Here is a 12,613-nt window from a genome sequence, read left to right as displayed (position 1 = left end):
TGGTTGGAAACCGCTCTGACAATCTATCCCGAAACAAACGTCATCCCAGCGCAGGCTGGGACCTCCGGGGGACANNNNCAAGCGCAACCGCAAATCATCTCAATACCCGGTATAGCGCCCCGGCCGGTGCCACGCGATCAGGATGCCGCTGATCGCCGCCGCGCTCAGCGCCGACCACGCGATCAGCGTCGGCGTGACGACCGCGAACGAGGCGAGCAGGATGGCGATGTCGATCGCCACCTGTGTGCGTCCCGCATTCCACCCGCGCGTGCGTTGCAGCCACAACGTCACCACGCCGGTCCCGCCGACCCCGGCATCGTGCCGCGCGAGCGCGAGGATGCCCATGCCGATGACGGTCCCCCCGGCGATCGCGGCAAAGGCCGGATGCACTTCGACGATGCGGATGCCATAGCGCGCGAGGCTGGAGAACAGCGCGATCCCGCCGTTGACCGCGATCGTCCGCCACATGAAGCGGCTGCCCATCGCCGCGCGCGCGAACAGGAAGAACGGAATATTGAGGAGCGTGAACAACACCCCGGTCGGCAACGGCACCAGATAGCCGACCAGCAGCGCCACCCCGGCGATCCCGCCCGTCACCAGCCCGGCGGCGCGCAGCAGCGCGAGGCCGAGCGCGATCATCACGCAGCCGACGGTGATGGCATAGACATCCTCGGACCGGCTGTGCGGTACGGCGTGCGGGGGGACGGCTGGGGCGATGGCGGCGGACTCCGGCGAAGAAACCGGCACCCTCTCCCACGTTGTTCTTTTGTTGCGTCGGCTGTAGCGGGGTGCGGCCCGGCGGGGAAGGGGGCGCGTCGCTCGACTTGGGGCCGCCACCCGCCTATCGCCCGGGACGACGATCCTTTTTTCGCGGAGCCGCTGCCTTGTCTGACGTCGCCACCCATCGCTTCGCCAGCTTCGACGGACAGGAAATCGTCTGGCACGAGGTCGGCGAAGGCCGGCCGGTGGTGCTGATCCACGGCTATTTCAGCGACGCGATGACCAACTGGATCCGCTATGGCCATGCTGCGAAGATCGCCGCCAACGGCTGTCGCGTCATCATGCCCGACCTGCGCGCGCACGGGGGCAGCGCCCGGCCGCACGATGCCGCCGCCTATCCGCCCGACGCGCTGGCCCGCGACGGCATGGCGCTGCTCGCGCATCTCGGGCTCACCGACTATGATCTCGGCGGCTATTCGCTGGGCGCGCGGACGGTGGTGCGGATGCTGACGATGGGCGCGGCCCCGGCCAGGGTCGTGCTGAGCGGCATGGGGCTGGAAGGGCTGCTCGACACCGGCGCACGCGCGGCGCATTTCCGCAACATCCTCACCAACCTCGGCAGTTTCGAGCGCGGATCGCCCGAATGGATGGCGGAGGCGTTTCTCAAGACCACCGGTGGCGATGCGGTCGCCTTGCTCGGCATCCTCGACACCTTCGTCGATACGTCGCGCGACGAAGTGGCGGCGATTCGCCAACCGGTGCTGGTGCTGGCCGGAAAGGACGACGACGACAACGGCAGCCACGCCGCGCTCGCCGATCTGCTGCCCGACGCGCGGCTGGCCGAAACGCCGGGCAACCACATGAGCGCGGTGACGAAACGCGAACTGGGCGAGGCGATTGCGGGGTTTCTGGGCGAGTAAGCTCCCCTCCNGTAAGGGTCGCGAGGAAACGTTGCGCCAGCCAACCGGCCGACCCACCCCAACCCCTCCCTGTCAGGGAGGGGCTTTGAGGCTATTCCCTGACCGGCCCGCCGATCGACCATGTGAACCCGAACGGGTCGGCGACCTGCCCATAGCGGTCGCCCCAGAACTGGTTGTCGAGCGGCATCGTCACCGTGGCACCCGCCGCCGTCGCCCGATCGAACGCGGCATCGGCGTCGGCCACCTGCAGATGCAGCGTCATCGCCGCCGGAGCGCCGGTGGGGCCGTGATATTCGGGGAAATCGTCGTTCAGCATCACCGACCCGCCGTTGATCTTCAGATGCGCGTGCATCACCCGCCCGTCCTCGGTCGGCATCCGCTGCACCAGCTCCGCGCCGAACGCCGCCTGGTAGAAGGCGATCGCCTCGTCGGCACGGCGGTCAGCGATGGTCAGGTGGGGGATGACGCCGGGATACTCGTCGGACATGGCTCGCTCCTTTCAGGTGACGGGTTGCTCGAACTTCTCCAGCACCCATTCCTCTTCCTGCGCGGCGGCGATCCAGTCCTGCAGCCACGGGTGATTGAGCAGGGTGATGATATAGCCCATCGCGAAACGCGGGCAGGGCAGTGAATAGGTGACGATGCGCGTCGCCACCGGCGCGAACATCGCATCGACCGCGCCGAAGCCGCCGAACAGGAAATCGCCGCCATGGCCGAAACGCGCCCGCGCCTGCGCCCATAGCTCGTAGATGCGCGACAGGTCGGCCAGCACGTCGTCGTCGGGCTGCACCGGGTCGTACACCTGCCGCACGTTCATGCTGTGCTTGCGGCGCAGCGCGGCGAAGCCCGAGTGCATTTCCGCCGCCATCGATCGCGCCATCGCCCGCGCCGCGGCGTCGGCGGGCCAGAACCGGTCGCCGCCCGACTTCTCGTTCAGATATTCGACGATCGCCAGACTGTCCCACACGACGATCTCGTCGCCGTCCCACAGGATCGGCACCTTGCCCGACGACGGGGCGAACTCGTCACCCTCGCGCCGCTTGTCCCAGTCGGCGTCGTAGAGCGGCACGACGACCTCCTCGAACGGCAGGCCCGACAGCTTGGCCGCCAGCCAGCCGCGCAGCGACCATGAGGAATAGGCCTTGTTCCCGATGATGAGCTTCAGCATGGGGCGGGTGGTGCCACGCCCTGCGGGACGTGTCGAGCGGTTGGAACTGACTGTTTAGCAGAACGATCAAGGCAGCGATCCGCACAGCGTCGGCGGGCTGCCCGATCGGTCGTGCAAACTGGGCGCAGCGGCGATCATGGCGTTCGGCATCGCGCTGCAGCTGTCGGTGGGCGCGGGGTTGTTGGCGTCGCGGGGCGTCTGATCCCGGGGCACGAATCGTCATTCCGGCGCAGGCCGGAATGACGAGGTGGGTTCAGCCGAGCGACTCGATCACCGCCGCGCGCAACTCCGCGATCCCCATGCCCTTCTCGCTCGATGTCGAGATGACGTCGGGATGCGCCGCCGGGCGCTTGCGCACTTCCTCGGCCACCGCGGCATAGACCGCGTCCAGCTCGCTCGCCTTGATCTTGTCGGTCTTGGTCAGCACGATGCGATAGCTGGTCGCCGCCTTGTCGAGCATCGTGAAGATCTCGCGGTCGACATCCTTGATGCCGTGACGCGAATCGACCAGCACCAGCGTGCGTTTCAGCACCTGCCGCCCGCGCAGATAATCGTTCACCAGATAGCGCCACTTGCGCACCATGTCCTTGGGCGCCTTGGCGAAGCCATAGCCCGGCATGTCGACCAGCCGGAATTTCAGCGGCGTGCCGATGTCGAAGAAGTTCAGCTCCTGCGTCCGCCCCGGCGTGACCGAGGTCCGCGCCAGCGACGTGCGCCCGGTCAGCGCGTTAAGCAGCGACGACTTGCCGACGTTCGATCGCCCGGCAAAGGCGATCTCGGACACGTCCGGCGCGGGCAGATGTTCGAGCGACGGCGCGGATTTCAGGAACTGGATCGGCCCGGCAAAGATCTTGCGCGCCGACTCGATCAGGTCCTCGTCGAAGCGTGCGTCGCCTGGCGGGGCGGGGGGAGGCGTATCGCTCACTTCGCCGCCGCCTGCTTGAGCGCCGGATGCCGTGCGTACAGCAACTGCTGCTGCGCGATGGTCAGCAGATTCGACGTGATCCAGTAGACCTGCAGGCCCACCGCGAACGGGGCCATGACGAACATCAGCACCCATGGCATCAACCCGAAGACCTGCTTCTGCATGTCGTCCATCGGCGCCGGGTTCAGCTTGAATTGGAAGTACATCGAAATGCCCAGCAGCACCGGCACGATGCCGATCGCGAGGAAATGCGGCGGGGTGAAGTCGAGATAGCCGAACAGGTTCAGGATCGTCGCCGGATCGGGTGCCGACAGATCCTTGATCCACCCGACGAACGGCTGGTGCCGCATCTCGATGGTCAGCAGCAGCACCTTGTACAGCGCGTAGAAGATCGGAATCTGGATCAGCGTCGGCAGGCAGCCGGCAACCGGATTGACCTTTTCCTCCTTGTAGAGCTGCATCATCTTCTGCTGCAACTGCGCCTTGTCGTCCTTGTAGCGCTCCTGCAGCACCTTCAGCTTGGGCTGCACCGCGCGCATCGCCGCCATCGACGCGAACTGGCGCTGGGCGACCGGGAACATCAGGCCACGGATCGTCAGCGTCAGCAGGATGATCGCCACGCCGAAATTGCCGACGAGGCGGAACAGCCAGTCGAGATAGACGAAGATCGGCTCCTCGACGATGCGGAACCAGCCCCAGTCGATCGAGCGCGAGAAATAGGGCACGCCCTGTTCCTCATAGGCGTTGAGGAGCTTGTTCTCCTTGGCACCGGCGAAGAAGCGCGTCGTCTGCGACAGCGCCTGTCCTGGTGCTACCGCCGCCAGCGTCGGCGAACGATAATCCGCCTGATGCCGCTGGTCGCCACCGCGCAGGGTGAGCGTGTGCTGCACGCCCTGATCGGGGATCAGCGCGGTCATCCAATAATGGTCGGTAAAGCCGAGCCAGCCGCCCTTGGTGGCGAAGGTCTCGGGCTTCTCGTCGATGTCGGTATAGTTGACGTCGAACTTCACGCCGTTGCCGGCTTCATAGACCGGGCCGACCTGGATCGTCATCGTATCCTTGTCGACCGGCGCGCCGCGCCGGCTGAGCAGGCCATAGGTCGCGACCTGCACCGGCTGCGCCCCCGCATTCGCCACGCTCTGGCGGATGGTGAACATATAGCCGGTGTCGACCGCGATCTGCATTTGATACCGCTGGGTGCCGACCGTCGTCGACAGCGTCACCGGCGTCTGCGGGGTCAGCTTCGTCGCGCTCGCGGTCCACAGCGCGTCGGCGGGCGGCGCGGTGATGCCGGTGCCGCTCCAGCCGAACTGCGCGAAATACGCATCGGCGGTGCCCGACGGCGACAGGAGGCGGACCGGCGGCGAATCGGGGGCGATCGTCTCGTTGTGGCGCACCAGCACGAGGTCGTCGATCCGCCCGCCGCGCAGGTTGATCGACCCGCGCACGCTGGGCGTCTCGATCGCGATACGTGGGCTCTCGCGCAACACCAGATTGCGGTCGCGGATCGCGTTCACGCTGTCGGCGGCGGGATCGGCCGATGGATTGGCGACGGCCTTGGCCTTGCCGTCCTCGACCTTCACGACCGGCGGATTGGCGGCCGGAAAGAAGCGGTTGGCGACATAGGGCCAGCCGAACAGCACCAGCGCCGCCAGCACCGCGAACAGCAGGAAATTCTTCTGATCGTCTTTCACGCGCTTGGTCCTTACGGCGTCAGTCTTTCAAGGCACCGGATCATGGCCGTGCCCACCCCAGGGATGGCAGCGCGCGATGCGTTTCGCGGCCAGCCAGCCCCCCTTGGCCGCGCCATAGCGGTGAAGGGCGGTGATTGCATAGGCCGAACACGACGGTTGATAGCGGCACGAGGGCGGCAGGATCAGCGACGGCCCCAATTGCCACCCGCGCGCGACGAGCATCAGCGCGCGGGCGGCGATGCTCGGGGCAGGGGGGCGGGGGCCGTCGCTCACCGGCGGACCTTGCGCAACGCCTTGGTCAGCTCGACCTTGAGGTCGTCGAACGGGCGCTCGATCCCGCCGGCGCGGCCGATCAGCACATGATCGGCACCGGCCAGCCCGTGGTCGGGCAACAGTTCGGCGGCGAGCGCGCGAAAGCGCCGTTTCATCCGGTTGCGGATGACGGCGTTGCCGACCTTCTTCGATACGGTGATGCCGATTCGCATCGCCCTGTCGGCTGTAGCGTCGGCGGTGGTGGCCAGCTCGCCCTCGCGGCGCTGGCGCACCAGCAGGACGAAGCCGGGCATCGGTGCCCGGCGTCCCGCATTCGCCGCCAGATAATCCTGGCGGCGCAGCATCTTGATTATGCCGACAGCTTCTTGCGGCCGCGCGAACGACGCGCGCGGATCACGTTGCGGCCGCCCGGCGTCGCCATGCGCGAACGGAAGCCGTGACGACGGGCCCGCACCAGGTTGCTCGGCTGAAAAGTCCGCTTCATCACTCATCCCCAGGTATTCGAACTGCAATAGAACGTAAAAAGCCGCCAGTTACGGCGGCCGCGTGGTTGGAGCCCTTAGCGATCGGTCGGCCCCAAGTCAACGGATCACCCGCGCAGGCGGCGCCGCTTCGCGCTCGCCCGGCGCAGCACCCGGTCGACCAGCGCCGAGGTGCGCGGATAACGCCGCATCACCCGCGCGAACCGGCGCCTGGCCCACGGCGAATTGCGCAGGATCAGCGCGAGCCCGGCGGCAAAGGTGAACATGCCCCCCGGCCCCGGCAACAACGCGACCAGCGGCGTCGCGAGAATCAGCATCGAACCAAGGATCAGGAGCAGGATCTGCATGGCCACCATCCATGCCACCAGTGTGTTGCAGCCACAAGACGGCGTGCGCCGTGTTCCATCGGATGGCAAAGGCAGTCCGTCGGAAAACGCCTCTCCCTGACAAGGGAGGGGCCGGGGGTGGGTCGGCCGGCGAGGGAACGTTACGCCCGCCCCAAATCTGTGAATCCTCGATGCTGATCGAAATGCACAGCCACATTGTCACCCCGGACTTGTTCCGGGGTCCACGGCGCGGCGATCGACGCCGCTCGATGCACTATCGACAACCTGCGCGGCCGGGTGGACCCCGGAACAAGTCCGGGGTGACGAAGACAGGCAGCCCTTCCGTTCAAGCACTGTACCGGATGCGAAACCGGATGCGAAAACCCGGCTCGACGCCCCATCGAACACCGCTTAAGTCCACAGATGGGGCAACAGGGCAGGGGGCTGGCTTTTGGTCGCGATCGTATCGACGGCGGCGTATCTCGGGCTGGAGGCGCGCCGGGTCGAGGTGCAGGTGCAACTTTCGCCCGGCATCCCCGCCTTCGTCGTCGTCGGGCTGGCCGACAAGGCGGTCGGCGAGAGCCGCGAACGGGTCCGCGCCGCGATCGCCGCGATCGGCCTTGCCCTCCCGCCCAAGCGGATCACCGTCAACCTCTCGCCCGCCGATCTGCCCAAGGAAGGGTCGCACTACGACCTGCCGATCGCGCTCGGCCTGCTGGCGGCGATGGGCGTGGTCGATGCCGAGGCGCTGGCCGACTATCTGGTCGTCGGCGAACTGGGGCTCGACGGCCGCATCGCCGCTTCGCCCGGCGTGCTGCTGGCGGCGATGCTGGCGGCGGGCGAGGGACTGTCGCTGATCTGCCCCGCCGCGCAAGGGTCCGACGCGGCATGGGCCGGCACGACCATCGCCGCCGCGCCCGACCTGCTGGCGTTGCTGAATCATCTGAAGGGCGAACAACTGCTCGCCGGTCCGGTCGCCGGTCATGCGGAGGATATGCCGGTCGGCAATGATCTTGCCCAGGTAAAGGGGCAGGAAGTCGCCAAGCGCGCGCTGGAGATCGCCGCCGCCGGCGGCCACAATCTGCTGATGATAGGTAGGGCTACACCGCTGATAAAGCGGCAAGGTGCGGAGCTGATGACGAGATTGACGAGGCTTGGAAAAACTCACTTCACGATCACAGCCGAGCTTTGGTTGGAGCGGCGGCTTGTGCGGCTGGACGTCGGATTGCGCAGGTCGTTCTTTGAGTTGCCGGTAGCTAGCGCTATCCTGGACGAAACGAGCGTGAAGGCATCGACAGCTGATCCGTGACTGGCACAGGCGCCGGGGATGATGAGGTAGCCACCTCATGTCTGCCGGACAACCGTTAGGGCGCGACCACGGCATGTTGGTCGGCGGTGCAGTCGGCCGAGGGCTCGGGCGACACCCATGAACCGGTCGAGTGCGTGTCACCTCGTTGACGGCGTCGTTAATCGATAATTGAGTCCAAATCTCGACACCCTGACATTCCAGTTTTCGATGAGACACGATGGACGCGGTAATATACGTGCGCTGGTCGAGCGCCGAACAATCCCACGGCTCGAGCCGGGCGCGGCAGCTGGACGTGTGCAGGCACTATGCCGCCAGTAGGAATCTGAGGGTCGTAAGAACCATCATCGACGAGGGCGTGTCGGGGTTCAGCGGCAAGAACGTGAGCGCCTCGGGCAAGCTCGGTCAGTTCATAGCCGAAGTGGCAGGGGGCGCATTTCCTGCGGGGATCGTGGTGATCGCCGAGAAGATTGATCGGCTGTCGCGCGAGGAGCCGGTCACCGTCTTCAGGTGGATGATCGACGTGACGGAGATGGGTGTCGTAGTCGCGCTCGCGGATCGCGACCGGCAGTTCCGGCGCGGCGGGTTCGAGATGTCCAGCATCTTCGAAGTGGTCGTCGGCGCGCAGCTTTCGCACGAGGAGTCCAAGAAGAAGTCGGATCGACTGGCTGCGGCGTGGGAGAGGAAGCGGGACAGGCTGCTGCGGGGAGAGCCGCTCGTCCTGACGCGCCGGGCGCCCGCCTGGGTCGAGGTCGTCGGCGATCCTCCCCGGTTCGCGTTGATCGAGGAACGGGCGGCAATCGTCCGCAGGATCTTCGAGGAGACAGTCGCCGGCTACGGCAAGCACAGCATCGCGCGTCGTCTGAATCTGGAGGGAGTCGCGACCTTCGGCCTCGCGAGCGGCTGGCACTCGTCCTACATTCAGAAGATTCTGGAAAGCGCAACCGTGCTCGGTGAGATGCAGCCAGGGAGGAAGGCCCGGGGCACGCCGCGGGAGCTCGTCGGCGACCCGATCGCCGGCTATTATCCCCCGGCCATCGACGCGGACCTCCATGCGCGCGCCCGGCAAAGCATGCGCGCACGGTCGAGGCGCGTTGCCGGGCGCGGACGTCGCCTTGTGAACATTCTCTCGGGAGTGGCGAAGTGCGCCGCCTGCGGGGCGAAGATGACGTTTCGTGGAAAGGGCGAACGGGTCCGGGCCGATGGCGCGATCGTCAACGAGGACTATCTTGTGTGCGACAGCTATCAGCGTGGGCGGGGCTGTGCCAACGGCCACCACTACAACTACCGCGCGTGGGAGACCGCGCTCCTGAACGCGGTTCTGGCGCAGGCCATGGGGGACGAGCACTTCACGTCTCAGCAGGAGGTGAGGGCGCTGGAGGTCGAACGCGCTGAGAGCGTTCGACGGCGCGAAGCCGCGAAGCGCAAGGCGGAGGTCGCTATGGACCTGTTCCTGGAAACGACCCGTCCGGAGGCGAAGGCGGCGTGGCAGCGGCTTTCGGCTGAGGCGGACGGACTCGAGGCCGCGTTGGCGACGTTGAAGAAGCGCATCCTGGCCGCCCGAGGGGTCGTGTCGCCGGCTGAGCACCAGAAGCGCATCGTCGACCTCTTCGATCAGATGGTCGCACATGATGAGGATCTGAGGTTCGAAGCGCGTTCGCGGGTGATGGAAGCCGTGCATGGTCTGATCGGCTCGATGCGTTTCGGTCCAGCAGCCAACTTGGCCGAGGTGACCACGAAGGGGGGGCTAGGCGCAACGATCGAGTGCGTTTCCGGCAAGGGGCCGGATGCAGAATTCTATTATCGCTACGATCCCCGATTTTTCGGTTGAGGCAGGGCGCATCCGTCCAGCTGTCTTCATCGAAACCGGACGCCCGACACGTGGCGGCACGCAGGCTTGGCATGGCAGCTCGGACCCGTGCGTTGAGGAGTCGCCGGAGACGCTTCATTTCCGAGATTTGATGTCCTTATGTGGTCTCTCGATCCTCTCGAAAAGTCGCTGTGAACGACGATTGATCGAACCATTTGTGATGTGATCGCGACAAAGAAGTTGGCGCGAATGCGCCCTCATCATATCCCGGTGCAAGTGGAGTGGAGTGGAGGGAGCGGAGATTGGCCCAGTCGTTCGAATATCCTTGCGTGGCTGTGGAACAGTCCAGCGATGGCAAGAGCATCCTTCTGTTCTCCGCCTCAGCAACCGAGATCGATGGATGGATCGGCATTCCGCAGCGCCTCAGTCTGTCCGGGACGGAGACGTCCGGATTTCAGCGCACCGTCTCGCCGGCGCGGGAGGCGGCGCTTCGGAGATTTTTCGCCGAGCCGCACAACGTGATCCAGAATCCCTTGCTCTGCGCGATCAGGCAGGCTGGAGGCGTGAAGGTGACCTACGAGCCATCGGAGGGAAACGCGCGCGTGGGATCGGTCCGCATCGATCTCGACGACTTCGGCGCGATGTCGTTGGAGGATCTGTTGCGAGCAGCACGCACGTATCTCGAAAGTCGAGCGCCGGCGCTTGTCGGGCGGCAGGTCCCGACGGAGCTGATCCTGGAGCTGGAGGGCGAGATCAACACCGACGTGGGCGACGGGGAAGGGGAGGAGGCCCAGGAGGATGTCGTGAGCGACGAGGCCGGGGTGTCCGAGCCGGCCGAGGACGCATTGTTCGACGAGTCGCAGATCACCGACTTCTGGGATCACCTTCGTGCCCGCGAGGAGATCGCGCAGAAGCTCGGCGCAGAACGCCCTGACGAGCTTGCCGGCTTCTCACGCGAGATGCTGACCTCTTATCTGCGACCCGTGATCCTCGTCGACGGACAGCACAGGCTTCGCGGCGCGGTCCTCGCTGCCGAGGATCAGGCGAACCGCAGCGTCCAGGGCGGGGATCTGATCGTGGAGGGAGCAACCCCGGCCGCGGCGGTGGCCACGGTGTCGGGTCAGCTGGCGCGGCATCTGCCGGTGTCGCTTCTGATGGATGATTCGCCTGCCGAGCACGTCTTCCAGTATGTGCTGGTCAACCAGAAGGCGACGCCGGTTCCCAAGGCGCTGCTGGGCACCATCATTTCGACGAGCCTCGTGGAGGACGAACTCTCGACGATCGCGGCGCGGCTGGAGGATGCCAAGATTCCGCTGGAAGGCGCGCGCGTCGTGTCGATGCTGTCGCGCGCGGAGGACAGTCCGTTCGCCGGCCTGATCGCCAGAGGCTTCGGAGCGGACGACAGCTCGAAGCTGCAATGGAACGTGCTGGGTTCGCTCAGCGACATCTTCCGCGATCTGCGAGGTGGCCGCTTCTATCACGAGACGACGGATCACGCCCTCACCTGGCAGAAGCACCATCTCGCGGGATCGGAGATCGTCGCGGACTGGAAGACGCAGGAGTATGCTTCGCCCGAGGCTTACTGGGGAGATCTGGGCGGTCCTTGGATCGACGTCTTCAAGGCGTTCTGGGGACAGGTCCGTCTTCGGCTCGCATCGGACAATCCCGATACCTCTAACTTCTGGGGCGACCCTCGGAACTCAAACATCTTCAACAAGCCGATGCTTCACATCCTGACGGCGGACTTCTTCTCCTACCTGCGGGAGCAGAAGACGAAGCTGCGGTCCAAGGAGGAGGTTCCCGGACTGGTCGACGAATGGCTCGAATACACTTCGCCGAAATACTTCGCGCGGGACTGGCAGCTGTCCGGCGTGAAGAAGGATTCGGTCGGGACGCGTAGACAGTGGTCGAAGCTCTGGGCCAATCATCGGCAGCAGGGCGGAGCGCCGCCCCCGCCCGCTGACTTCTCCAAGATCATGAGGGCTTAGTCGATTGGCCATCGACGACGACATCTTCTTCATAACCGAATCGCCGATCGGCGTCGCTAGCAGCTGGGACTATGGGATGGTCACGGCCATGTCCGGTCGCGCGTTCCCTGACGCGATCCTTGGCGACCAGCAGTCGATCCTGCGCGGCGACCAGTATCGGCTTTGGCTGCGATGGTTCTTGGAGGGCCTTGTTAGCCCGCTCGCATTCAGCAGGAACGCTGCGCTGCAGCGTCTGGACGTCTTCGCAGTAGTGCTCGAGCGGATCATTCGCCTCTATCCATCGGTGGACGTCACGCGCCAGCGGATGCTGACCGAGAAGATCACCGATCACCTGTTCGCCGATGTCGAGCGGCTGCGCGCGGACGTGAAGCGGGACCGTGCCGACAAGGGCACCAAGGTCCAGCTGCTGGGAGAGCGATCGCCTCCCAGATGCTACATCTGCGGCTTCGCGTTCTCGCAGGAGGCTCAGGACGCGCTGATCGGCAAGAAGATGCGCGACGAAATCACCCTGCCCAGGCTCGTGGACGTGTTTCGTCCGCGCTTGCGCGAAAGGGACGTGAGCATAGAGATCGAGCACGTCGTCCCTGTCGCCTACCATGGGCATGGAAAGGACAATCTTCGGCTCGCCTGCGGCTGGTGCAACAAATACAAGAGCTCGAAGGTGTCCCTCTACGAGGCGAGTCACGTGCCTTCGCAGATTCCGGGCTTCAAGGTCGGTTCACACGAGATACACGAACTGCCGCATCCCTTCTGGACAATTCGGACCATGGCGCTTCGGCGGCGGTGCCAGCACCCCGCCGGTTGCGACAACACTGCGGACACCGCGGAGATGTTCGTCTCGCTGATCGACTGGCGCGGATCGCCGAACCCCATGAACCTGACGGTCGTGTGCCAGGAGCACGATCTGGTGGCCGCTGATCGGCTGCATGCCGCCTCTGTGGTCGCGACGCTCTGGGGTGAGAGACGGTGATTGCGGCCAGCGCCCCGACCGGCGAGTTCGG

13 protein-coding genes and 1 pseudogene are annotated in these 12,613 nt (G+C 65.7%); 5 read left to right on the top strand and 9 right to left on the bottom strand.

All coding sequences use genetic code 11. The features are described from left to right. Positions 1-99: 99 nt before the first annotated feature. Positions 100-747 (bottom strand): YitT family protein, encoded by a 648-nt coding sequence (locus tag ASE78_RS12005; protein WP_055760338.1) that lies wholly within the window; start codon positions 745-747, stop codon positions 100-102. Positions 748-884: 137 nt separating this feature from the next. Between ASE78_RS12005 and ASE78_RS12000 the strand changes: the two genes are divergently transcribed. Beyond that, on the top strand, positions 885-1,640 hold the full coding sequence (locus ASE78_RS12000) for an alpha/beta fold hydrolase (protein WP_056497487.1): 756 nt from the start codon (positions 885-887) through the stop codon (positions 1,638-1,640). 91 nt (positions 1,641-1,731) lie between these two features. Here the strand turns inward: ASE78_RS12000 and ASE78_RS11995 are convergent, their stop codons facing one another. The 8 genes from ASE78_RS11995 to ASE78_RS11960 form a co-directional block, all read right to left on the bottom strand. Further along, positions 1,732-2,127: a VOC family protein gene (locus ASE78_RS11995; RefSeq protein WP_056497485.1), complete on the bottom strand. Its 396-nt coding sequence runs from the start codon at positions 2,125-2,127 to the stop codon at positions 1,732-1,734. A gap of 12 nt (positions 2,128-2,139) precedes the next feature. Further along, entirely contained in the window at positions 2,140-2,808 is a 669-nt protein-coding gene (locus tag ASE78_RS11990; protein WP_200909761.1) for a glutathione S-transferase, read from the bottom strand. 253 nt (positions 2,809-3,061) lie between these two features. Beyond that, positions 3,062-3,733 carry a ribosome biogenesis GTP-binding protein YihA/YsxC gene (yihA, locus tag ASE78_RS11985; RefSeq protein ID WP_056497484.1) on the bottom strand — a complete coding sequence of 224 codons (672 nt, stop codon included), beginning with the start codon at positions 3,731-3,733 and terminating at the stop codon, positions 3,062-3,064. Beyond that, a complete protein-coding gene (yidC, locus tag ASE78_RS11980; protein ID WP_056497482.1) occupies positions 3,730-5,427 on the bottom strand; it encodes a membrane protein insertase YidC in 1,698 nt (565 codons plus the stop codon). Before yidC ends, yihA begins: the two co-directional genes overlap by 4 nt. 27 nt (positions 5,428-5,454) lie before the next feature. Continuing rightward, positions 5,455-5,667: a membrane protein insertion efficiency factor YidD gene (yidD, locus tag ASE78_RS11975; RefSeq protein ID WP_055760623.1), complete on the bottom strand. Its 213-nt coding sequence runs from the start codon at positions 5,665-5,667 to the stop codon at positions 5,455-5,457. Between the two features lie 29 nt (positions 5,668-5,696). Continuing rightward, complete coding sequence (gene rnpA / locus ASE78_RS11970) at positions 5,697-6,044, bottom strand: ribonuclease P protein component (protein WP_055760356.1); 348 nt, start codon at positions 6,042-6,044, stop codon at positions 5,697-5,699. Between the two features lie 5 nt (positions 6,045-6,049). Then, positions 6,050-6,184 carry a 50S ribosomal protein L34 gene (gene rpmH / locus ASE78_RS11965; RefSeq protein ID WP_055760361.1) on the bottom strand — a complete coding sequence of 45 codons (135 nt, stop codon included), beginning with the start codon at positions 6,182-6,184 and terminating at the stop codon, positions 6,050-6,052. Positions 6,185-6,289: 105 nt separating this feature from the next. Then, entirely contained in the window at positions 6,290-6,529 is a 240-nt protein-coding gene (locus tag ASE78_RS11960; protein WP_055760626.1) for a hypothetical protein, read from the bottom strand. Between the two features lie 430 nt (positions 6,530-6,959). On the opposite strand from ASE78_RS11960, the pseudogene ASE78_RS11955 reads away from it, so the two are divergent. The 4 genes and pseudogenes from ASE78_RS11955 to ASE78_RS11940 all read left to right on the top strand — a co-directional run. Then, positions 6,960-7,604, top strand: a pseudogene (locus ASE78_RS11955) (magnesium chelatase domain-containing protein); the annotation flags it as partial. A gap of 430 nt (positions 7,605-8,034) precedes the next feature. Further along, complete coding sequence (locus ASE78_RS11950) at positions 8,035-9,645, top strand: recombinase family protein (RefSeq protein ID WP_056497479.1); 1,611 nt, start codon at positions 8,035-8,037, stop codon at positions 9,643-9,645. A gap of 281 nt (positions 9,646-9,926) precedes the next feature. Then, the gene (locus ASE78_RS11945; RefSeq protein ID WP_156351493.1) at positions 9,927-11,612 is read left to right on the top strand and encodes a hypothetical protein; all 1,686 of its coding nucleotides are present in this window, start codon (positions 9,927-9,929) and stop codon (positions 11,610-11,612) included. A 4-nt stretch (positions 11,613-11,616) separates the two neighbouring features. Further along, positions 11,617-12,582 carry an HNH endonuclease gene (locus tag ASE78_RS11940; RefSeq protein ID WP_056497474.1) on the top strand — a complete coding sequence of 322 codons (966 nt, stop codon included), beginning with the start codon at positions 11,617-11,619 and terminating at the stop codon, positions 12,580-12,582. Positions 12,583-12,613: the final 31 nt, after the last annotated feature.

The sequence above is a fragment of the Sphingomonas sp. Leaf25 genome (genome assembly GCF_001421635.1).
In the GTDB taxonomy this organism is placed as follows: domain Bacteria; phylum Pseudomonadota; class Alphaproteobacteria; order Sphingomonadales; family Sphingomonadaceae; genus Sphingomonas.
Note: the sequence above shows the minus strand (reverse complement) of the source record. Positions and strands in the feature narration are given on the sequence as shown.

What these genes read in the sequence shown, in the direction of transcription:
- ASE78_RS11995 (WP_056497485.1), bottom strand. Translation starts at nt 2,127, where the DNA reads ATGTCCGACGAGTATCCCGGCGTCATCCCCCACCTGACCATCGCTGAC.
- ASE78_RS11990 (WP_200909761.1), bottom strand. Translation starts at nt 2,808, where the DNA reads ATGCTGAAGCTCATCATCGGGAACAAGGCCTATTCCTCATGGTCGCTG.
- rnpA (WP_055760356.1), bottom strand. Translation starts at nt 6,044, where the DNA reads ATGCTGCGCCGCCAGGATTATCTGGCGGCGAATGCGGGACGCCGGGCA.
- rpmH (WP_055760361.1), bottom strand. Translation starts at nt 6,184, where the DNA reads ATGAAGCGGACTTTTCAGCCGAGCAACCTGGTGCGGGCCCGTCGTCAC.
- ASE78_RS11960 (WP_055760626.1), bottom strand. Translation starts at nt 6,529, where the DNA reads ATGCAGATCCTGCTCCTGATCCTTGGTTCGATGCTGATTCTCGCGACG.
- ASE78_RS11950 (WP_056497479.1), top strand. Translation starts at nt 8,035, where the DNA reads ATGGACGCGGTAATATACGTGCGCTGGTCGAGCGCCGAACAATCCCAC.